This window comes from Algimonas porphyrae (genome assembly GCF_041429795.1).
Taxonomy (GTDB): Bacteria; Pseudomonadota; Alphaproteobacteria; order Caulobacterales; family Maricaulaceae; genus Litorimonas; species Litorimonas porphyrae.
In genome coordinates, this window is sequence record NZ_CP163424.1 from 3,046,583 (window position 1) to 3,067,185 (window position 20,603).

At 59.3% G+C, this 20,603-nt stretch carries 21 protein-coding genes and 1 riboswitch; of the genes, 19 read left to right on the forward strand and 2 right to left on the reverse strand.

The genetic code is table 11. From position 1 onward, the window contains the following. Positions 1–39 precede the first annotated feature (39 nt). Together AB6B39_RS14810 and AB6B39_RS14815 are read right to left on the reverse strand one after the other, a co-directional pair. Complete coding sequence (locus AB6B39_RS14810) at positions 40–513, reverse strand: DUF4112 domain-containing protein (protein WP_284372414.1); 474 nt, start codon at positions 511–513, stop codon at positions 40–42. Positions 514–597: 84 nt separating this feature from the next. After that, positions 598–987 (reverse strand): hypothetical protein, encoded by a 390-nt coding sequence (locus AB6B39_RS14815; protein WP_284372412.1) that lies wholly within the window; start codon positions 985–987, stop codon positions 598–600. 217 nt (positions 988–1,204) lie between these two features. Here AB6B39_RS14815 and AB6B39_RS14820 point away from each other — a divergent pair, with 217 nt between their 5' ends. The 19 genes from AB6B39_RS14820 to ilvA all read left to right on the forward strand — a co-directional run bounded on the left by AB6B39_RS14820 (position 1,205) and on the right by ilvA (position 20,591). Then, entirely contained in the window at positions 1,205–1,447 is a 243-nt protein-coding gene (locus AB6B39_RS14820) for a PRC-barrel domain-containing protein (protein WP_284372411.1), read from the forward strand. Between the two features lie 80 nt (positions 1,448–1,527). After that, positions 1,528–2,790 (forward strand): putative DNA modification/repair radical SAM protein, encoded by a 1,263-nt coding sequence (locus AB6B39_RS14825; protein WP_371398647.1) that lies wholly within the window; start codon positions 1,528–1,530, stop codon positions 2,788–2,790. Positions 2,791–2,793: 3 nt separating this feature from the next. Continuing rightward, the gene (locus tag AB6B39_RS14830; protein ID WP_284372407.1) at positions 2,794–4,230 is read left to right on the forward strand and encodes a UdgX family uracil-DNA binding protein; all 1,437 of its coding nucleotides are present in this window, start codon (positions 2,794–2,796) and stop codon (positions 4,228–4,230) included. A gap of 23 nt (positions 4,231–4,253) precedes the next feature. Continuing rightward, entirely contained in the window at positions 4,254–4,643 is a 390-nt protein-coding gene (locus AB6B39_RS14835) for a DUF983 domain-containing protein (protein WP_371398648.1), read from the forward strand. A 30-nt stretch (positions 4,644–4,673) separates the two neighbouring features. Further along, positions 4,674–4,798: riboswitch (SAM riboswitch) on the forward strand. 78 nt (positions 4,799–4,876) lie between these two features. Then, positions 4,877–5,851, forward strand: a complete 975-nt coding sequence (gene metX, locus AB6B39_RS14840; RefSeq protein ID WP_371398649.1) for a homoserine O-succinyltransferase MetX — start codon at positions 4,877–4,879, stop codon at positions 5,849–5,851. Further along, the gene (locus tag AB6B39_RS14845) at positions 5,848–6,975 is read left to right on the forward strand and encodes a trans-sulfuration enzyme family protein (RefSeq protein WP_284372401.1); all 1,128 of its coding nucleotides are present in this window, start codon (positions 5,848–5,850) and stop codon (positions 6,973–6,975) included. The genes metX and AB6B39_RS14845 overlap by 4 nt, the downstream gene beginning before the upstream one ends. Before the next feature lie 375 nt (positions 6,976–7,350). Beyond that, positions 7,351–9,027, forward strand: coding sequence for a dihydroxy-acid dehydratase (locus AB6B39_RS14850; protein ID WP_284372399.1), 1,677 nt, complete (start codon positions 7,351–7,353; stop codon positions 9,025–9,027). Between the two features lie 18 nt (positions 9,028–9,045). Continuing rightward, positions 9,046–10,065, forward strand: coding sequence for a ketol-acid reductoisomerase (gene ilvC / locus AB6B39_RS14855; protein ID WP_348520186.1), 1,020 nt, complete (start codon positions 9,046–9,048; stop codon positions 10,063–10,065). A gap of 2 nt (positions 10,066–10,067) precedes the next feature. Beyond that, positions 10,068–10,367, forward strand: coding sequence for a hypothetical protein (locus tag AB6B39_RS14860; protein WP_284372395.1), 300 nt, complete (start codon positions 10,068–10,070; stop codon positions 10,365–10,367). Continuing rightward, positions 10,364–12,103, forward strand: a complete 1,740-nt coding sequence (ilvG, locus tag AB6B39_RS14865) for an acetolactate synthase 2 catalytic subunit (protein ID WP_284372392.1) — start codon at positions 10,364–10,366, stop codon at positions 12,101–12,103. Before AB6B39_RS14860 ends, ilvG begins: the two co-directional genes overlap by 4 nt. A 4-nt stretch (positions 12,104–12,107) precedes the next feature. Beyond that, complete coding sequence (locus tag AB6B39_RS14870; RefSeq protein ID WP_284372391.1) at positions 12,108–12,320, forward strand: hypothetical protein; 213 nt, start codon at positions 12,108–12,110, stop codon at positions 12,318–12,320. After that, on the forward strand, positions 12,317–12,619 hold the full coding sequence (locus AB6B39_RS14875) for an ACT domain-containing protein (RefSeq protein ID WP_284372389.1): 303 nt from the start codon (positions 12,317–12,319) through the stop codon (positions 12,617–12,619). Before AB6B39_RS14870 ends, AB6B39_RS14875 begins: the two co-directional genes overlap by 4 nt. After that, positions 12,619–14,169 carry a 2-isopropylmalate synthase gene (locus tag AB6B39_RS14880; protein WP_284372387.1) on the forward strand — a complete coding sequence of 517 codons (1,551 nt, stop codon included), beginning with the start codon at positions 12,619–12,621 and terminating at the stop codon, positions 14,167–14,169. The genes AB6B39_RS14875 and AB6B39_RS14880 overlap by 1 nt, the downstream gene beginning before the upstream one ends. An 8-nt stretch (positions 14,170–14,177) precedes the next feature. Then, complete coding sequence (locus tag AB6B39_RS14885) at positions 14,178–15,197, forward strand: DUF4917 family protein (protein ID WP_284372385.1); 1,020 nt, start codon at positions 14,178–14,180, stop codon at positions 15,195–15,197. 1 nt (position 15,198) lies between these two features. Then, complete coding sequence (gene leuC / locus AB6B39_RS14890; protein WP_284372382.1) at positions 15,199–16,590, forward strand: 3-isopropylmalate dehydratase large subunit; 1,392 nt, start codon at positions 15,199–15,201, stop codon at positions 16,588–16,590. 1 nt (position 16,591) lies between these two features. Then, positions 16,592–17,461, forward strand: coding sequence for an alpha/beta fold hydrolase (locus AB6B39_RS14895; RefSeq protein ID WP_284372380.1), 870 nt, complete (start codon positions 16,592–16,594; stop codon positions 17,459–17,461). Beyond that, positions 17,454–18,029: a 3-isopropylmalate dehydratase small subunit gene (leuD, locus tag AB6B39_RS14900; RefSeq protein WP_284372378.1), complete on the forward strand. Its 576-nt coding sequence runs from the start codon at positions 17,454–17,456 to the stop codon at positions 18,027–18,029. The genes AB6B39_RS14895 and leuD overlap by 8 nt, the downstream gene beginning before the upstream one ends. Further along, positions 18,026–19,084, forward strand: coding sequence for a 3-isopropylmalate dehydrogenase (gene leuB / locus AB6B39_RS14905; RefSeq protein ID WP_284372376.1), 1,059 nt, complete (start codon positions 18,026–18,028; stop codon positions 19,082–19,084). The genes leuD and leuB overlap by 4 nt, the downstream gene beginning before the upstream one ends. Then, positions 19,074–20,591, forward strand: a complete 1,518-nt coding sequence (gene ilvA, locus AB6B39_RS14910; protein WP_284372374.1) for a threonine ammonia-lyase, biosynthetic — start codon at positions 19,074–19,076, stop codon at positions 20,589–20,591. The genes leuB and ilvA overlap by 11 nt, the downstream gene beginning before the upstream one ends. The last annotated feature ends 12 nt before the right edge of the window (positions 20,592–20,603 follow it).

Here is a 20,603-nt window from a genome sequence, read left to right on the forward strand (position 1 = left end):
ACCCCTGTTGGACCGCCCGGGTCGCTACTGATCTGATGGTCAGAGATCGATGATCCCGGCGGCCAGTCTTTCTTCTTCCCACCGCTTTTCCGTCAGACGTCGCAGCAAGGCCGCATTGCGCAGATTGCCGCGCCAGCCAATGTCGAACAGATCCCCGATCACCGGCACAAGACCGATCAGCCAGTCAATGAATATATTACTGGCCATCTGGGTCATATGGCGCTTGCGCGCCCCCAGGCTCAACCCCTGAGACGCGATATAGCCGGCGATGCCAAGGCTGAGCGTATCGCCAATCCCGGGAACAAGACCGACAAGTGTGTCGACCCCCAGCGGAATGCTGGTTCCCGGAATCGTAAAGGCCGCGTCCATGGTCTGGGCCATCCGTTCGATCCGCTCCAGTCGGAGCTGTTCCTGCGCGTGGCGTTCCAGCAGAGCGTCCTGCTGCTCCTGGTGTGACGGGGCGTCGTCAGGGTCAGCGGGGGTCCAGGCGTCTTTATGAGGTGTGTTGGGCATCCTATTGTCCTAACGAAAATCGAGGCAAAAAAAAACGGGCTCCCGCAATGGAAGCCCGTTATTCAATCAAAGCAGTGTTTCAGCCTAGTCCTGCTCGACGATCCTGTTGGTAAAGGTCATACCTTTATACTCGATCGTGTATGTCTCCTCAGTGTCAACATCCAGATAGGGATCCGGCAGTTCGGAAATCGGGATCAGATGGTTGATATAGAGATCACCCTCATTGTCGGCGACGATATAGGCATCCGTGTTCTGTTGCTCGAAAGCCCCCAGAACAGCCGTTGTGCGATCATTCGTATCGACTTCGAAAATCGTTAGCTGCCCGACTTGACCATCGGCATCGATCGTCTGAACGACCTGCGTGTCCGCCTTGGCTTCGGTCTTGCTTTTATCGACCATGCCACCTGCTTGTGCAGTTGCGGCAAATCCTGTGGCAACGAGAAGCCCCGTAGCGGTTGCGATAAACGTTTTCATAGTTTCCTCCTCGCGATTAAAAACACTCATTCGGAATCATAACGGCTATTAACCCTGTTTCGTTCCCATGTGAAGCTAATGCCGGTCACATAAATGGCATCTGAACCGTTTGCCTGATGGAACCGGACACTCTCCGGCGAGTTCCTGACTTATGGAAACTTCTTCCGATTCACCTATCCAACGGATCACGTCTCTGCGTGAGACGGGGATGCGCGTCATGCCGAGCACCGGACATTACGAACCTGTTTCCGATTATTATCTGCAGGATGAGAGCCAAGACCTGCGCGGGCGGACCGTTACGGGACCGGATGGCGATCTCGGTACCGTAAAAGACATGCTGGTTGACCCCGATATACAGAAGGTCGCCATGATCGAACTATCTGACGGTCGGCGAATTCCCATCAAATATGTCCGCCTGCATGGTAGCCAAGTCCGTATCGTTACGGAAAATCAGCGCTGACATAGCCGCATTCAGTGCGCGCGCCACAATGTTATGATCTTGCCGCTTGAGTATGTTCTTTCTTTGTTCCAAAACACGGAATGGCCGCAAGATCTCTGATAGACAAACTTGCCATTCTGGCAGACGCTGCAAAATATGATGCATCCTGCGCCAGTTCGGGCACGGCAACCCGCAGTTCTATGGGCCAGAATGGTCCGAAACAGGGCCTGGGATCGACCGAAGGCATGGGCATTTGTCATGCTTATGCACCCGATGGGCGCTGTATCAGCCTGCTGAAAGTACTGCTGACCAATTTCTGCATTTTCGACTGTCGCTATTGCGTCAATCGGGTCTCCTCCAATGTCGATAGAGCCCGCTTTTCCGTCAGTGAGGTCGTTCAGCTCACCCTCGATTTCTACAAGCGCAACTATATTGAAGGGCTATTCCTGTCGTCAGGCATCATCCAGTCGCCCGATTACACGATGGAGCAGATCGTCGATGTGGCGCGCACATTGCGCGAGGAGCATCAGTTTCGCGGCTATATTCACTTGAAAACCATCCCTGAGGCCGATCCGCTCCTGATCGCGCGCGCTGGGGAATTGGCTGATCGCGTTTCCATCAATGTGGAATTGCCAAAGGAAAGCTCCCTTGAGCATTTTGCCCCTGAAAAGTCCCAGCCTGTCATTCGTAAAGCTATGGCGGGGGTCAAACTTCGCCTCGACGATGCGCGTGATGCGCAGGCAAACCGTTTGATACGCAAGGCCAAGCCCCCCGTCTTTGCGCCGGGTGGGCAAAGTACGCAGATGATCATTGGGGCGGATGCCAGCACGGATACGGATATTCTGAAAACTTCGACCGAACTCTATTCCGGCTATGGCTTGCGGCGGGTCTATTACTCGGCTTTTTCCCCGATGCAGGACGCGAGCCTTGATCTTCCGCCCGTGAAACCACCGCTCATGCGTGAACATCGACTTTATCAGGCGGACTGGCTGTTGCAATTCTATCAGTTCGAACGCTCGGAAATCGACGCCTCGACGACGAACGGAATGCTGGATCTCGATATCGATCCCAAACTGGCATGGGCCTTGCGCCACCGCAGCCAGTTTCCGATCGATGTGAACCGTGCCCCGCGTCACCTATTGCTGCGCATTCCCGGTCTTGGCGCAAAGACGGTCGACCGGCTGATCGAAGCTCGACGCATGACATCCATCCGGTTGGCGGATCTGATCAAGCTGACCAAGACAGCGAAAAAGGCGATGCCATTTATCCAGACAGCGGATTATCAGCCCGGCGGATTGCTCGATACAGACAATCTCCGCGCACGCTTCGCGCCGCCTCCCGAACAATTGGCCCTGGCCGTCTGACCCATGCATCGAATTTCGCTGCAACAGCACGCCGATTTCGAAGGCTGGCGAGTGCAGGCCCGCGCTCTTTGCAGTGCAAAGGTCCACCCGTCCCAGATCCGCTTCATTCCGCCGGACCGCGATAACACGCTCCTGGATTTCGGCGTGACGGACCTGCCACAAGTCCGCCGCAAGGTAATTGCATCCGAAGACTTCATGGACCGTGCGGCCCGCGTCGCCTGCCATAATGATCCAGACCGATACGACCGTTTATACCAGCTGCTCTGGCGACTGCAGGACACGCCCAGCCTGATGCGCAACACGGTCGATGACGACGTGCGCTGGCTAATCGATGCCGATAAGGCGATCCGGCGCGACCGGCATAAAATGCATGCTTTCGTACGCTTTCGTAAAGTGGGAGATACGGATCAGGGCCGCGAACAGTTCATGGCCTGGTTCGAACCCAGCCATTTCATCGTCGATCTTGCGAGCGGCTTCTTCACCCGCCGTTTTCCCAATATGGACTGGGCGATTGTCACGCCTTACCGCACAGCCATCTGGAATGGCGAAAGCTTATGTTTCGCCCCCGGCGGAACGCGCGACGATGTACCTGAAGAAGACTGTGTCGAAGATCAATGGAAGACCTATTTCGCGTCGATTTTCAATCCGGCACGGCTGAAAGTCGGTGCCATGACAGCGGAAATGCCGAAGAAATACTGGCGGAACCTGCCGGAAGCTGCGTTGATCCCTGATTTGATCAAGACGGCAAAAGGACGGGAGCGCAACTTAATCCGGAGTTTGAACGCTGCGCCGAACCCGCTGGCCGCGAAAGCGACCTATCAACCACGTCGGGTTATACCCGATCAGACCCCGCAGGATATTCCTGCACTCTGGAAACAGGTCGAAGCCTGTCGGCGCTGCGATCTGTGGCAAGGCGCGACCCAGGGCGTTGCCGGGGTGGGACCAAAGGATGCGGCCCTGATGATCATCGGCGAACAGCCCGGCGATCAGGAAGATCTGGCGGGCCAGCCTTTTATCGGCCCGGCTGGTCAGCTTCTGACACAAGCTCTGACGGATGCTGGCCTGTCGCGTGAACAGGTCTATGTCACTAATGCGGTCAAACATTTCAAATATGAGGTCCGGGGCCAGCGCCGGATTCACAGGAATCCGACGATCGCCGAAATCCGCGCCTGTAATGCCTGGCTGGAACAGGAGATCGCAATGATCAAACCGCAGCTTGTTCTCTGTCTCGGCGGATCTGCGGCCCGAGCCGTTAATGGCAAGCCTGTCAAGATCAGTGAGGTCAGGGGCCGTCCGATGACCCGCGCGGACGGCCTGCCCTTCTTCGTCACGTCGCACCCCGCCTACATATTGCGCGTCCAGCGCTACGAGGATGCGCCCAAGGCCTATCAGGAGATGGTCGCGGATTTGAAAGCTGTTGCAGACCTGTTGGCAGCTTGAGCCGGGACGCTTATCTAACTGGCATGATCGACGGACAGAAATTCTCAGGCCCGCAACCCACGGGGCCGTTGCGACCCAAGCTTATCCGTGGGCTGAAAATGCAGTGTCCCAGCTGCGGCGAGGCGAAACTGTTCCGCCGCTTCCTCAAACCCGTCGAGCACTGCCCGTCCTGCGGCGTGAATTGGGGCGATGTGCGCGCCGATGATGGCCCGGCCTGGGCCTCCATGCTGGTTGCCGGGCATCTGGTTGCTCCGGCCTTTCACTGGGTGGTCTTCAAAGAAGACTGGCCGATCTGGGCCTCGGTGACGGGCATCAGTCTGCTACTCGCCCTGCTTTGCATCACGCTCCTGCAGCCGATGAAGGGCGTCTTCATGGCCATCATCTGGGACAAGGGCGCGCCGACATCGGGTTGACGCTCGCACTCGCACCCTCCATAGCGCACACACTCATCAAGACCGGCAGGAGGGACAAGGCCCGCCCCCCATTCATTTGGGAGAGATTGCCGGGGCAACCGGCGGGGGAACCCGCAACAGGTGCCAAGTCCTGCGGGTTTCCCGGAAGATGAGAGAGAACGCTGTCTTTACCGATGGCTGCCCCTCCCCTTCCATGAGTGCGCGCGTCTTGGCCCACGATCAAGAGGTGGACCGTGCAGGGTCGCGACATCGAAACCAAGCTGGGCGACTGGACGCTGGAGCGCGGCTGCATGATGCGCAGCGATATCGTGCAAGGTCGCCTCTACGGGCCAGAGACCGGACCGCTTGTCATTGTCCTCGGCGGGATTTCCGCTACCCGCTTCGTCGCCGATGATCCTTCGGGCCACCAGGGCTCGGGCAAGCGGGGCTGGTGGTCACGCCTGGTGCGCGCGGGCGGCGCGATCGACCTGGACCATGTTCGCGTCCTCGGCCTTGATTTCGCGCCCAGTGCGGACGGGCTGGATTGCCCGGACACGCTGACAACCGGCGATCAGGCGCGGCGGCTGAAGGCGTTGCTGACCGATCATGGCCTCGGCCCGGCCCACGCTTTTATCGGCAGCTCCTATGGCGGCATGTGCGCCCTCGCTTTCGCCCGCGATTATCCGGATGCCGTGCAGCAACTCTGCATTATCGGGGCCGCGCATAAGCCTTATCCGATCGGGGTCGGCTGGCGCGGCATACAGCGGCGCATTGTCCGGCTGGGGCTTGATGCCGGGCGACCCGAAACGGGGCTGAAACTCGCACGCGAGTTGGCCATGACGACCTACCGCACGCCAGAGGAATTTGCCGACCGGTTCCGGCCTGACGAGAGCGCAACCGATCCCGCCCGGTTCGACATTTGCGACTATCTGGAAAGCCGGGGTCATGCATTTGCCGGACGGATGGATGCCAAGCGCTTTCTGGCCCTGTCGGAATCCATCGATCTGCACCGGGTCGAACCCGAGACTATCGGCACACCGACGCTGCTGATGAGCGCCATTTCCGATCAACTCGCCCCCTTGCCGATCTTGCGTGAGTTGCGTGACCGGCTGTCGGGCGACAGCGAGTTGTTCACCTTCACCTCCCTGTTCGGCCATGATGCGTTTTTGAAAGAATATGACGCGATGGAGCCTAGAATAACGGCCTTCATGCAGGAGGCGATCGCATGACATCACCGACCACCAAACTCGTCCAGTCCGGCATTGGCTGGGACCCGGCTTTTGGGGCTGTCGTGCCACCGCTTTACATGTCCTCCACCTATGTCTGGCCCGAAGCGGATGTGGAATCGAAAGGGCCCTATGATTACGGTCGGACGAATAATCCGAACCGCGACCTGTTGGCGGACGCGCTGGCTGAACTGGACGGCGGGACCGGCGCTGTCGTGACGAGCAGTGGCATGGCCGCCATCGATCTGGTGCTGAACCTGCTGCCGGTTGGAGCGCATGTCATCGCCCCGCATGATTGCTATGGCGGCACGCATCGCCTGCTGAGCGCACGGCACGAGCAGGGGCAGATACGTTGCGACTTCATCGATCAGGGCGACATTGAACAAGTCCGCCAGTCCGTGACGGACGAAACGGCCATGGTGTTTCTGGAAACACCCAGCAACCCGCTGATGCGCCTGACAGACGTCAGAGCCGCCTGCGATGCGGCACGACATGCGGGCGCGCTATCCGTCGTCGACAACACGTTTCTGTCGCCTTTACGTCAGCAACCGCTCAGTCTCGGCGCGGACATGGCGCTGCAATCGACGACGAAATATCTCAACGGTCATAGCGATGTGGTTGGCGGGGTCGTGGTCGCGAAAACGGAAACCCTGCATGAACAGCTTGCCTGGTGGGCCAATGCGGCAGGGCTGACCGGATCGCCTTTTGACAGTTACCAGACATTGCGGGGCCTGCGTACGCTGGCCCTCCGCGTCAATGCGGCTGAAGCGAATGCGGGCCAACTGGTCGCTTTGCTGCGCGGGCACGACCGCATCCGCGAAGTATTTTACCCCGATGCCGGTCTGGCGCGAGCGCAACAATCCGGTCCCGGCGCGATGCTGTCTTTCCGGATGGAGACAGCGGCAATGGCCGCGGACGTTCTGAAACGGATTAACATCTTTCGCCTTGCGGCATCGCTCGGAGGGACGGAAAGCCTGATCTGCCAACCCGCCACCATGACCCATCGGGGCATGGATCCGGATGCGCGTCTTGCTGCGGGGTTGGATGAAACCCTCATCCGGATTTCGACCGGCGTCGAGGACGCAACAGACCTGGTTAACGCACTCGAGGCAGCTCTTGCCCTCTAATCCTCGATTTGAGGGCACAGGATTACAGGCTGTCCGCAGAATTTCGCAATGTGGCGGGAAATTATCCTCTTGAGCCATGGGGTCGTTTACGGTTTAAGGGCGATATGAACCCGTTTCGTGATCATGAGCCCAAAGCGAAGGTCGAGAGCCGTACGACGACTGCGTCTGTCGAGCTTGTCCTGATTGTAGGTCTAGTCGTGCTTCTTATTGTCGCCATGAGCGGGTAGTCGGTGAATTTCAAAGCCTGACCGAACCCGCCCAGTCCGAGGCGGGTTTTTTTGTGTCAGCATCGCGTCAAGTCCTGCGAGGCAGGCATCTTCGTCCCGGTGGGATGGATAAAGTGAAACAGCCACGATTGTGGCAGGGAATGAGACGATGAGCCAGCCTAAGGGCAAAAGAAGCGACGCGATTGTCACCGGACGGGACCGGTCTGCGGCACGAGCCATGCTGCGCGCCTCCGGCATGACGGATAAGAGCTTCGAGGGCCCGATCATCGCCGTGTTCAATACCTGGACGAACATGGGGCCATGCAACATGCATCTGGACCAGCTGGCCGTACCGGTCCGGGCAGGCATCCGCGCAGCGGGCGGCACGCCTGTCGATTTCAACTCCATCGCGGTCAGTGACGGCATCACCATGGGAAGCGACGGCATGCGCGCTTCGCTCATGAGCCGCGAAGTCATTTGCGACTCTATTGAGCTCGCCGTGCGCGGCCACTCGTTAGACGGTGTCATCATTCTGGTCGGCTGCGACAAGACCATTCCGGCGGCGGGCATGGCGCTGGCGCGCATGAATGTGCCGGGCGTCGTTCTCTATGGCGGGTCGATCATGCCCGGCCATTACAAGGGCAAGGACCTGTCGGTCCAGGACGTGTTCGAAGCGGTCGGTGCCTGCGCGGCGGGGATCATCGACGAGGATGAGCTAAAGGACATCGAAAAGGCCGCCTGCCCCGGCGCGGGCGCGTGCGGCGGGCAGTTCACGGCCAATAGCATGGCGATGGCGATGACCTTCCTCGGCCTCTCTCCGATGGGCACGAACGACATTCCCGCCGTCCACGAGGACAAGACACGCGCCGCCTATGACGCGGGCATGTGCGTCGTGGACTGCGTGAACGAAAACCGCCTGCCGCGGGACATGATTACAAAGGATAGCTTAATGAACGCGGCTATCGCGCTCAGCGCCACGGCAGCCTCGACCAACGCGATCCTGCACCTCCTCGCTATCGCGACGGAAGCAGGCATCGCGGATTTCGAAATTGACGCCTTCGACCATGTCAGCCGCACGACCCCGGTGATTGGCGATCTGAAACCAGGCGGACGCTACATGGCCTATGACCTGTACGAAGCGGGCGGCTCCGGACTGATCGGGCAACGCCTTGTCGCCGATGGACGGATCAAGGATCAGGAAACGGTGACGGGTCTGTCGCTCTTCGCCGAAATCGCCGCCGCAACGGAAGCGGACGGACAGGACGTCGTCCGCACGTTTGATGACCCGGTGAAGGCACGTGGCGGCTACGGCATTCTCTATGGTGACCTCGCGCCTGAAGGCTGTGTCGTGAAACTGGCAGGCCACGGCGCGCTGCATTTTGAAGGCCGCGCGCGCGTCTTCGAGAGCGAGGAAGCCTGCTTTGAGGTCGTTCAGAACAACGGCATCCACAGGGGCGATGTCGTCATCATTCGCAATGAGGGTCCGCGCGGCGGTCCGGGCATGAGGGAAATGTTGGGCGTCACGGCGGCGCTGGTGGGACAAAATCTGGCCGACCATGTTGCCCTGATCACGGATGGCCGCTTTTCCGGGGCCAGCTACGGCTTTGTCATCGGCCACGTCGCGCCCGAAGCTGCGCATGGCGGCCCGATTGCTTTCGTGGAAGACGGTGATCTGATCACCATCGACGTCGAAGCCCAAACAATCAATGTGGACGCCGACCTGAAAGCCCGTGCAAATGGTTGGACCCAATCGTCGCCGCGCGACACCGCCGGTGCCTACGCAAAATTCGCCGCCCTTGTCGGCTCCGCGTCAAAGGGCGCGGTTACGTCTTTCCCCTTCAATTAGGACCTCTCTCTCATGAGTATCGAAGTTTTCTACGACGCGGATTGCGACCTCGACATCATCAAGAGCAAGCGGGTCGCCGTGATAGGCTATGGCAGCCAGGGTCGCGCCCATGCGCTGAATCTAAAGGACTCCGGCGTCGATGTCGTGGTCGGCCTCAAAACCACCTCGGCGACAAACAAGAAAGTCAAGGCGGACGGTTTGCAGAGCATGCCGACGGCAGAGGCCGTAGACGGCGCAGACATCGTGATGGTGCTGACGCCCGATGAGTGGCAGTCCAAGATCTACCGCGAAGAGATCGAGCCGAACCTGAAAGAGGGCGCGACGCTGGCTTTCGGTCATGGCTTCGCCATCCATTACGGCCAGATCGTGCCCCGCCGCGATCTCGACGTGATCATGGTTGCGCCCAAAGCCCCCGGCCATACAGTCCGTAACGAGTTCGAGAACGGTCGCGGCATTCCCGACCTGATCGCCGTGGCGCAGGACGCCAATGCTGGCGCGGCGCTGGAGACGGCCAAGTCCTACGCGTCCGCCATCGGCGGCGGCCGCACAGCGATCATCTATACGACCTTCAAGGACGAGACCGAGACCGACCTTTTCGGCGAACAAGCCGTGCTATGCGGCGGCGTCGTGGAGCTGATCAAGATGGGGTACGAAACGTTGGTCGAAGCGGGCTATCCGCCGGAGCTGGCCTATTTCGAATGTTTGCACGAAACCAAGCTGATCGTCGATCTGATCTATGAAGGCGGCATCGCTAATATGAATTATTCGATCTCCAACAATGCGGAGTTCGGGGAATATGTCACCGGCGAGCGTGTCGTGAACGAAAGCTCGCGCGCGGCCATGCGTGGGGCCCTGAAACGCATTCAGGACGGCAGCTACGCCAAGGAATTTATCATTGAAGGCGCGATGGGCTACCCCCTCATGACCGCCCGCCGCCGCAATATGGAAGCCCATTCGATCGAGCAGGTCGGCGGGAAGTTGCGCGATATGATGCCGTGGATCGCCGCGGGCAAAATCGTCGACAAGGATAAGAATTAAGGGTGGACGATTTTATTCATACCGACGAAATTCTTACATCGCTTGAGTCACAGCGAAAGCAATTCTCAGAGCTGATGAGAAAAGCTTACTCCAGTTCAAGTAAAATGGCTGACGCTTTCGCTGAAAAGGGCTTGGTGGTTTCAAGAAGCACGTGTGCGGCTTGGAGAAGTGGCGATCACGAACCGAGTCCATCACTTGGAATGGTGGCCACCCAGATCACGCTTGCTACGCTCAAAGAACGAACTGATGAGCTTCAATCAAGGATTGATTTAGCTTCTCGAATTCTGAGGAGTTCATCATGACCACCGCCACGCAATTCACGAAACAGCAGACCGAAGTCTATTCCGACCGCGAGTCGAAATCGGGCGCGCTATTGCTGCTGGAAGCGATCGAGCGCGAGGGCGTGGACATCATCTTCGGCTATCCGGGCGGCGCGATCATGCCGGTCTATGATGTGCTGCCCAGAACTTCGCTGAGACATATTCTGTGCCGTCACGAACAGGGCTGCGGCATGGCCGGGATCGGCTACGCGCGCGCCACGGGCAAGACCGGGACCGTATTGGCGACGTCTGGGCCAGGCGCGACGAACCTCGTCACCGCCATCGCCGACGCCTACCTTGATAGTGTCCCGGTTGTCTTCATTACCGGACAAGTCCCGTCCGACCTGATGGGCACAGACGCCTTCCAGGAAGTCGACATTGTCGGCATCACCATGCCCATCGTGAAGCATAGCTACATCGCGCGCGACCCGGCGGACATTCCCGGCATGGTCCGCGAAGCCTATTTCATCGCAGGCGAAGGCCGGCCCGGCCCGGTCCTGATCGACCTGCCCAAGGATGTGGCGAATGCGGTGACGACGGAACGCCACCGCTGGCGTCCCTATCCCAAGGTCAAACCGGAAATGGGGCAGAGCGCGGATATCGCCAGAGCCGAGGCCATGATCCGGGAGGCGGAAAAACCGCTCTTCTATATTGGTGGTGGGATCGGGCAGGGAAACGGTGTCGCGGAATTGCGCAGGCTGGTCGAACGTACGGAAATCCCGGTCGTCTCCACCCTGAAAGGGCTGGGCTCCCTGCCCTCTGATCACCCGCACTATCTCGGCATGCTGGGTATGCACGGGCTCAAGGCGGCGAATTATGCCGTACAGGAATGCGATCTGCTGATCGTGGCCGGGGCGCGGTTTGATGACCGCGCGACAGGCAAGCTGGATACATTCGCGCCCGGCGCGCGTGTCATCCATATGGATATCGATGCGGCGGAAAACTCAAAACTGCGGGACGCCGACGTATTCCTTGACGGGTCCCTGAAGAAGAACCTCGCTGCGCTCGATCCCTTCCGGGATGAACCGCATGAACGCGCCCAGATCGAGCCTTGGCGGGAGCTCTGCTACTCCCGTCGCGCCATGCATGAATGGGATTATGCCGGGGCGCAGGCCAGCGCCGCGCCGGGCGTCTACGCGCCCAAACTGCTGCACGACCTGTCCCGCCGCGCCCCGGAATCCGCCATCATCACCTGCGATGTCGGTCAACACCAGATGTGGGTCGCGCAGCATTGCTATTTCGACGATCCCAAGGACCACATCACCTCGGGCGGGCTCGGCACGATGGGCTTCGGGCTGCCGGCAGGCCTTGGCGCGAAACTCGGCGCGCCGGACCGGACGGTCATCACGGTCAGCGGCGACGGCTCCATCATGATGAACATTCAGGAGCTGCAGACCCTGCACCGCTACGGCATCCCGCTGAAGATCGTCCTGCTCGACAATAGCGCGCTCGGCATGGTGCGCCAGTGGCAGGAAGTCTTCTTCGACCGCAATTTCAGCGAAGTGAACCTGGACGATAATCCGGAGTTCACCAAAGTTGGCGAGGCCTTCCGGATCGAGAGCTTCCTCGTCCGTACGGCGGATGAGGTCGACGCTGGCATCGACCGCCTGCTCGCCACGGACGGCCCGATCCTGATGCACGTCAAGATCGACCCGAACGAGAATGTCTGGCCGCTCGTCCCGCCGGGACGGAGCAATGCGGATATGATGGAGCGGTAAGGGGATGGAAAAACTAAGAAATTTAACTCCTGTTGGCCGTGTTATTGCAGCAACATGCCTGTCAGCGCTTTCACTCATTGTGTTGTTCGGATCCGTGTTCCTCGCCGTAGGCCTGGCTTGGATGCCTCCATTTTTTGTCGGGATCGCCTTGTTTGCAGCGCTACAAGTCGCTGTTCTGGGTGTTTTCATTGAGAGCAAAAAGGAGGCGGCGAGATGACCGAACTCCAACGTGATAAGACGTTCGAACCCTCCGGTGTCTCCGGCACGCTCAAGATCGTGCTGCATGATGTGTCGGGCACCTTGATCCGGGCGCTTGGGACCATCGAGCGGCGCGGTTATGATTATCGCGACGTGCATTGCACGCAGCGCGTGGACGGCGATTTCGATCTGCTCGTTCGGATCGAGGATATTGGCGGGCCGCGCAATCTCGACATTCTCTGCAAGCAGCTGGAGCGGCTCTACAACGTCGTGAGCGCGGAGAAGGTCGGGCGGCGCAAACGGGCGGAGCGGGCGTGATGCCGGACAGTTATGTAAAAATCTTCGACACCACCCTGCGCGACGGGGAGCAGGCCCCGGGCTTTTCCATGAGCGCCGGGCAGAAGCTCGCTATGGCGGAGGCGCTGGAAGGCCTTCGCGTGGACGTCATCGAGGCGGGGTTCGCCGCCGCGTCACCCGGAGATTTCGAGGGTATCAAGGCGATTGCCGAGATGGTGAAGGATGTCACCGTCTGCTCCCTTGCGCGCTGCAATGAAGGCGACATTCGCGCGTCGGGAGAAGCGATCAAGCCTGCCCGGTCCGGCCGTATTCACATCTTTATCGCGACGTCTCCTCTACACCGCGAATTCAAGCTGAAGATGGATAAGGACGAGATCGTCCGGCGCGCCGTGGCGGGCGTCGAGTTGGCCCGGTCCTATACGGACGATGTGGAGTTTTCATGCGAAGACGCAATCCGCACAGAACGCGACTATCTGAAACGGGTCGTCGAGGCCGCCATCAAGGCGGGCGCGACCACAATCAATATACCCGACACGGTCGGTTATACGACTCCGGAAGAAATCACCGATCTGTTCCGGTTCCTGACGACCGAAACTGAAGGCGCGGATGATGTGATCTTTTCCGCCCACTGCCATGATGATCTGGGCTTGGCCGTTGCCAATTCCCTTGCCGCCGTTCGGGGCGGTGCGCGACAGGTGGAATGCGCGCTGAACGGCATTGGGGAACGCGCGGGAAATTGCGCGATGGAAGAGGTCGTCATGGCCTTGCGCACGCGGCGCGACTTCTTCGGGCTGGACACGAACGTCCGCACGGAAGGCCTCTACGGCGCATCGAAATTGCTGTCCGCCATCACGGGCCAGATGGTGCCACGCAACAAGGCCATCGTTGGCAAGAATGCCTTTGCGCATGAGTCCGGCATTCATCAGCATGGCGTGCTGGCCAACCGTGAGACCTACGAGATCATGAAGCCCGAACATGTCGGCGTCAGCACGGATAATCTCGTGCTCGGCAAACATTCGGGTCGCGCCGCCTTGCGGTCGCGTGCGGAGAAGCTCGGTTTCACCCTGTCGGACAATCAGCTCCAATCCGTTTTCGTCGCCTTCAAGGAATTGGCCGACGCGAAGAAGGAGGTCTTCGACAGCGATATCGAGGCGCTGGTGCTGGGCGAAGCGGTTGGCCAGAGCGGACCCTGGGAGATCGAAAGCCTCTATGTCTCTGCCGGGTCTGACGAAAACCGCATGCCAAAGGCCACTGTGACGCTCAGCCATCAGGATGGCCGCACGCAGGAACATGTGTCTGAAATGAAAGGTCCCATGAACGCCGTCTTCGACGCGATCAGTCAGATCACCGACACACCCATGCGGCTGGAGCATTACAGCGTGAACAGCGTCTCCGGCGGCGAGGACGCCATGGCCGAAGCCACCGTGCGCGTGACGACCGAGTTTGAAAGCTATCAGGGACGCGGCGCCAGCACGGACACGGTCCTCGCCAGCGCTCGTGCCTATCTCGACGTCATCAACCGGATTGAACGCCGTGCGGTGCGCCAAGCCAGCATCGCGGCGCAGCATTGAAGCGGAATATGCAGTTGTTAACTATTGATGAAGCATTTGATCGCGCAACCGGTCACAAAAGCCTTCTTCTAGGAAATGGCTTTAGTATGGCGTTTGACCGTAACATTTTTAGCTATGGTTCTTTGTTCTCAAAGGCCGACTTCACTGGCGTAGAACACATACCTCACCTCTTTGAAGCTCTACAGACGAGAGACTTCGAAGCAGTGATAAGATTTCTCATAAAATTGCAGAGCATCATTGAAATTTATGATAGTATCTCAGAGGAGTTATTTGCTGTTATTGCTGAAGATATTGAAAAGGTAAAAAATGCTCTAGCAAGTTCGGTTGCGAATAATCACCCACCATTGCCGTTTAGCGTGACCGACGAGCAATACAGGCACTGCCGAGCGTTTTTGCGCAATTTCAGAAAAATCTACACTCTTAACTATGATGTCCTACTGTATTGGGCATTGATGCATGACGATGTTGATGATGAACCTATGCGTTCTGATGACGGATTTCGGCATCCTGAAGGCAACGAGGACGCGCCTTATGTGTCATGGCAGTCCGCTCATTCGCCTTCCGTTTTCTATATGCATGGTGCGCTCCATCTGTTCGATGCAGGACATGAGATCACAAAGTATACTTGGTCGAAGACGAGAGTCCCAATAGTCGAGCAAATACGGTCTGCTCTTGATGAAGAAAAATATCCTTTATTTGTCTCCGAAGGACACTCCCATGAAAAGCTAGATAAAATTATGCATAACGCATATCTTCATAAAGCACTCAGAAGCTTCAGTTCGATAGGAGGCAGTCTGTTTGTATTTGGCCATTCGTTTGACGACAATGATGACCACATACTCAACCAAATTCCCCAGTCAGCAATTTCTAAGTTATTTGTTGGCCTTTTTGGAAATCCTAATATCCCAGATAACCAGCAAATTATAGCGAAGGCGCAGAAACTACAGAAAACGCGCGCAGCTATGCCATATAAGCGCGCGTTTGAACTAGATTTCTTTGACGTTTCGACTGCACAGGTTTGGGGATAGCGTGACCTCGACCCTCTTCGATAAAATCTGGGACGCGCATGTCGTGACGCCGGAGAGCCGCGCCAACCCGGCGACGCTCTATATTGATCTGCATCTGATCCACGAGGTCACGTCCCCGCAGGCCTTCACCGTTCTGCGCGAACGCGGCCTGTCGGTGCGCCGTCCGGACCGGACACTGGCGACGATCGATCATTCCACGCCGACGCTGAAGACGCCCGATGGCAATCCGCTTTACGTCAACGCGCAGGCCGAAACGCAGGTCGATACACTGCTGACCAACACGGCCGATCACGGCATCGAAACCCATGGCTGGGAGAGCGATGCGCGCGGGGTAGTGCATGTAATGGGGCCGGAACTGGGCGCGACGCAGCCGGGCATGACCATCGTCTGCGGCGATAGCCATACGTCCACGCACGGCGCGTTCGGCGCCATCGCCTTCGGCATCGGGACGACGCAGGTCGGCCATGTGTTGGCGACCCAATGCCTGTTGATGCGCAAGCCCAAGACCATGGCGATCGAGCTCAGTGGTGAGCTCGCGGATGGCGTGACGCCCAAGGACGTCATTCTTGCCATCATCGCGGAGATCGGTGTCGGCGGCGGGACAGGCTACGCGCTGGAATATCGCGGGCGCGTTTTCGAACAGATGAGCATGGAAGGCCGGATGACGGTCTGCAACATGTCGATTGAAGCGGGCGCGCGTTGCGGCCTGATCGCACCGGATGAGACAACGTTCGAGTATCTACGCGGACGCCCTCACGCTCCCGATGAGTTCGACGCGGCTGTGGAACGCTGGCGCGCGCTGAAAACCGACGCGGACGCAAGCTTCGACAAGATCGTGCGAATAGATGCCAGAACTATCCGACCCATGGCGACCTATGGCACTCATCCCGGTCACGCCGCCCCGATTGATGCGCCGATCCCTGTCGCCGACAATGAAGCGGACGCCAAGGCGCTTGACTATATGCAGCTTCGGTCCGGCGAGACACTGGGTCAGCAGAGCGTAGACCGCGTTTTCGTCGGCTCATGCACCAATGGGCGGCTTGAAGATATTCGCGCCACCGCTCAGGTACTGAGCGGGCGGAACGTTGCGGACGGGGTGCGTATGATCGTCGTGCCAGGCTCCGAGAGCGTCAAGGCGAAGGCCGAAGCCGAAGGGCTGGACGCGATCATTCGCGCCGCCGGGGCCGAATGGCGCGAACCGGGCTGCTCCATGTGTATCGCCATGAATGGCGACAAGGCCGCACCAGGCGAACTGGTCGTCTCCACATCCAACCGGAACTTCGCCGGACGGCAGGGCCCGGGCGCGCGCACCATTCTGGCCAGTCCGGAAACCGCGGCGGCGAGCGCGATCGCCGGGCGGGTAGTGAGCGTCGCCGGACTGCGCGCCGTCTGACATGAGCGACAGTCTGACATTCGAGGCTTGGTATGATCGCACGGCTGATTTCGAGCATGACGGCTTACGCCAGAGCTATACGGATACAGGCGGCGATGGCGCCGTCATTCTTCTGCTGCACGGCTATCCGACCTGGAGCTATGACTGGGTCGATGTGATCCCGGCCCTGTCCGACAAAAACCGCGTCATCGCGCCGGACTGGCTAGGCTACGGCCTGTCCGACAAGCCGCACCGCCACATCCCGGTTGACGAACAGATCGACCGGTTGAGGATTATGCTCGGCGACCTCGCAGTCGACCGTTTCCATCTCGTCGCACATGATTACGGGGCGACCTGCGCGCAGGAAATCCTGTCCCGCCCTGCCTTGGCTGCACGGGTTAAATCCCTAACCCTGATGAATGGCGGTCTGATCTTCAGTGCCTATCGCCCGACCCGCACCCAGAAACTGCTTCTGACACCATTAGGCCCGCTTCTGACGTGGCTCTTCTCTGCTGAACGCCTCCGGTCCAAGATGGACGCGGTACGCGGACGCAAGTTGACGGATAATCAGTTTGCAGCGCTTTGGCGCGGGGCTTCTCATAATGATGGCGTGCGAAAGTCCCATCTGCTGCAACGCTACATATTGGAGCGGCGCGAACACTGGCCACGTTGGGAAACGGCGCTTCGCAATTATCGCGGGCCCGTACAACTGATCTGGGGTCCGGTTGATCCCGTTTCGGGCGCGCATGTGCTGGCACCGCTGCGACGCCTGATACCGCGCGCGACAGTCGTCGAACTGGACGGGATCGGTCATTTCGTTCCGGATGAAGCACCGGACGCGGTGGGTCAGGCCATCCGGACATTTGTCGGTAAGGAAACGCCCTATGGCTGAGCCCCTCACAAAGCTGACCTCCAGAACGGTTGTTCTACCCGCCGAGAACATCGATACGGACCAGATCATCCCGGCCCGGTTTCTAACCGTGACTTCACGCGATGGTCTCGGGGTTCATGCCTTTCATGACTGGCGCTGGCACGACGACGGAAGCCCGACCGATCACATGCTGAATTCGACGGAGGCTCAGGCCGCGCAGATTCTCGTCGGCGGACATAATTTCGGCTGCGGGTCATCGCGCGAACACGCGCCTTGGGCCCTGACGGACTATGGCTTCCGGGTCATCATCAGCAGTGAAATCGCCGACATTTTCCGGACCAACAGCGTCAAGAATGGCCTGCTGCCGATTGTGATCGACCGCGGCGCGCATCAATGGCTGCTTGACCATCCCGGCGCGGAAGTAAGCGTCGATCTGAGCACACGGCTTGTTCATCTGCCCGGCAATGGAGGGACCTATGCATTCGAAGTCGACGATTTCTCTGCCCACTGCCTGATGGAGGGCGTGGATGAGCTCGGCTATCTCGAAGGACAGACGGACGCGATCGCCGCGTTCGAGGCAAACCGATGAACATACAGTTTACTTATCTTCCCGGAGACGGGATCGGGCCGGAAGTGGGAGCGGCAGCGCTCTTCGTCCTGGAGACGGTCTCCGATGTTTTCGCACATTCGCTACAGATCGAGGCGCAGCTGATCGGCGGAGCGGCCATCGATGCAGGCGAGAAGCCCCTGCCTGATGCAACTTTTGAGTCCTGCCAGCGCACAGGCGCGATCTTGCTAGGCGCTGTCGGCGGACCGAAATGGGACCATTTGACAGGCGCGGACCGCCCGGAACTCGGCTCGCTCCTGCCCTTGCGCAAACGGCTGAACCTCTACGCCAATATCCGCCCCTGCAAACCCTATGACGGTTTGCTGGACCGCGCACCGCTGAAACGGGACCGGCTGGAAGGAACCGACTTCGTAGTCATGCGCGAACTGACTGGCGGCATCTATTTCGGCGCCAAGGGACGGGACGCAGGCGGGGCGTATGACGAGTGCCGCTATTCCGAGGCCGAAGTGGAGCGAATCGCGATCAAAGCCTTCGATCTGGCCATGCAACGCCGGCGCAAGGTGACCTCAGTCGATAAATCCAACGTGCTGGAAACTTCCCGCCTATGGCGCGAAACAGTCGAGCAAGTGTCTCGCCGCTATCCGGAAGTCACACTGGAGCACCTGCTCGTCGACGCCATGACCATGCATATGCTGACCCGCCCGACCGACTTCGATGTTGTGCTGACCGAAAACATGTTCGGCGACATTCTGACCGATGAAGCGTCCGTTCTCTGCGGGTCGATGGGCGTAATTCCGTCCGCGTCGCTGTCCGATGGTACGATTGGCCTGTTCGAACCCATTCATGGCTCAGCGCCCGACATCGCCGGACAAGGTAAGGCCAATCCTATCGCCATGATTTTAAGTGCAGCCTGGATGTTGCGGTTGAGCTTCGGCCTTGAAGCGGAGGCCAGCGCGATTGAAGCCGCTGTCGCCGGCGCTCTGGACGCCAGTGAAGTCACGGGTGATCTGGGCGGGGCGCTGACGACCGCAGAGGTCGGCAGGGCCGTCGCACAGCGAGTGCGCAATGCGGCATGAAATCCATGATCTCCGCGCCCGGATCGATGCCGCCAGAGTCTATGAGCTGGCCCGCCGAACGCCGCTCCAATTGGCACCGCGCCTAAGCGAGGAGCTGGGTCGGCGCGTCTTTTTGAAACGCGAAGACCTGCAAGATGTGTTTTCTTTCAAGATCCGCGGAGCGGCGAACCGCATGGCCGGAGTAGGCGAAATCGCCACCGCGCAAGGGGTCTGCGCCGCTAGCGCAGGCAATCACGCACAAGGGATCGCCATGAGCGCGCGCCATTACGGCATTGACGCCCTGATCTTTATGCCGATTACTACGCCGCCGATTAAAGTCAGAGCCGTTGAAGCCTTGGGCGGGCAGACGCGCCTTGTTGGCGACAGCTATGACGATGCCTGTCAGGCAGCCCTGGATCATGCCAAGGCCACAGGTGCCATTTTTATCCACCCCTTCGACGAACTGGATGTGATCGCCGGGCAAGGCACAGTCGGCAAGGAGATCTTCGAGCAGGCCAGCCATACAATCGATGCCATCTATGTCTGCACGGGCGGCGGCGGGTTGGTGTCCGGAATTGGGGCTTATGCTAAAGCCGTCTCTCCCGGCACGCGCATCATCGCAGCTGAACCGCGCGGTGCGGCAACCCTGAAGACGGCGATGGCCGCCGGACAGCCCGTTACGCTCGACCATGTCGATGGCTTTGCGGACGGGGTTGCCGTGAGGCGCATCGGGTCGCTGACCTATGACTTCTGCCGCGATGTCGTCGATGGCTGCGTCACGGTCAGCAATGATGAAATCTGCGCGGCTGTGCGCGACATTTTCGAAGCTACACGAACCGTAGTCGAACCGGCTGGCGCGGTCGCTCTGGCAGCCTTGCGGCGCGATGTCGTCGATGGCCACGCCCCGCAAGGGGATTGCGTCGTCACCGTGTCGGGGGCCAATGTCAATTTCGACCGGATCGGCCATATGGTCGAACGCGCCGAACTGGGCGCAGGCGAGGAGATGCTGTTCTCCGCCGTAATCCCGGAACGGCGCGGCGCATTTCGGACCTTTGTCGAAGCCTTGGGTCATCGGGCCGTGACGGAGTTCTCCTACCGCTACAATGACCCTGCCGAAGCGCATCTGCTTGTCGGATTGAAGATCAAACGCGGGTCAGAACGCGATGCCGTCATGCAGGCGCTCAAAGAGGCCGACGTCGAGGCGACCGACCTGTCCGGCGACCGTTTGGCCAAGCGCCATCTGCGCCATCTTGTCGGTGGGCGCGGTGAAGGCCCTGTGGCGGAAGTGATCTACCGCGTCGAATTCCCCGAACGCCCCGGCGCGCTCGGCCAGTTCCTGACCGCACTCGATGCCCGCTGGAACATAAGCTTGTTCCACTACCGCAATCACGGCGCCGCGGAAGGCCATGTTCTATGCGGATTTCAACTTCCCAATAATGACCGGGACGCGCTGGAAGACAGTTTGAACGCGATCGGCTTCCCGGTGTGGGAAGAGACGGACAATCCCGCCGCTCGTCTGTTTCTTTAATCGAACATCGGA

What these genes read in the sequence shown, in the direction of transcription:
- AB6B39_RS14820 (WP_284372411.1), top strand. Translation starts at nt 1,205, where the DNA reads ATGCCGAGCACCGGACATTACGAACCTGTTTCCGATTATTATCTGCAG.
- AB6B39_RS14810 (WP_284372414.1), bottom strand. Translation starts at nt 513, where the DNA reads ATGCCCAACACACCTCATAAAGACGCCTGGACCCCCGCTGACCCTGAC.
- AB6B39_RS14835 (WP_371398648.1), top strand. Translation starts at nt 4,254, where the DNA reads ATGATCGACGGACAGAAATTCTCAGGCCCGCAACCCACGGGGCCGTTG.
- leuD (WP_284372378.1), top strand. Translation starts at nt 17,454, where the DNA reads ATGGCTGAGCCCCTCACAAAGCTGACCTCCAGAACGGTTGTTCTACCC.
- AB6B39_RS14825 (WP_371398647.1), top strand. Translation starts at nt 1,528, where the DNA reads ATGGCCGCAAGATCTCTGATAGACAAACTTGCCATTCTGGCAGACGCT.
- AB6B39_RS14895 (WP_284372380.1), top strand. Translation starts at nt 16,592, where the DNA reads ATGAGCGACAGTCTGACATTCGAGGCTTGGTATGATCGCACGGCTGAT.
- AB6B39_RS14815 (WP_284372412.1), bottom strand. Translation starts at nt 987, where the DNA reads ATGAAAACGTTTATCGCAACCGCTACGGGGCTTCTCGTTGCCACAGGA.
- AB6B39_RS14850 (WP_284372399.1), top strand. Translation starts at nt 7,351, where the DNA reads ATGAGCCAGCCTAAGGGCAAAAGAAGCGACGCGATTGTCACCGGACGG.
- AB6B39_RS14845 (WP_284372401.1), top strand. Translation starts at nt 5,848, where the DNA reads ATGACATCACCGACCACCAAACTCGTCCAGTCCGGCATTGGCTGGGAC.
- ilvG (WP_284372392.1), top strand. Translation starts at nt 10,364, where the DNA reads ATGACCACCGCCACGCAATTCACGAAACAGCAGACCGAAGTCTATTCC.
- AB6B39_RS14885 (WP_284372385.1), top strand. Translation starts at nt 14,178, where the DNA reads ATGCAGTTGTTAACTATTGATGAAGCATTTGATCGCGCAACCGGTCAC.
- AB6B39_RS14880 (WP_284372387.1), top strand. Translation starts at nt 12,619, where the DNA reads ATGCCGGACAGTTATGTAAAAATCTTCGACACCACCCTGCGCGACGGG.
- leuB (WP_284372376.1), top strand. Translation starts at nt 18,026, where the DNA reads ATGAACATACAGTTTACTTATCTTCCCGGAGACGGGATCGGGCCGGAA.
- ilvA (WP_284372374.1), top strand. Translation starts at nt 19,074, where the DNA reads ATGCGGCATGAAATCCATGATCTCCGCGCCCGGATCGATGCCGCCAGA.
- AB6B39_RS14875 (WP_284372389.1), top strand. Translation starts at nt 12,317, where the DNA reads ATGACCGAACTCCAACGTGATAAGACGTTCGAACCCTCCGGTGTCTCC.
- AB6B39_RS14830 (WP_284372407.1), top strand. Translation starts at nt 2,794, where the DNA reads ATGCATCGAATTTCGCTGCAACAGCACGCCGATTTCGAAGGCTGGCGA.
- AB6B39_RS14870 (WP_284372391.1), top strand. Translation starts at nt 12,108, where the DNA reads ATGGAAAAACTAAGAAATTTAACTCCTGTTGGCCGTGTTATTGCAGCA.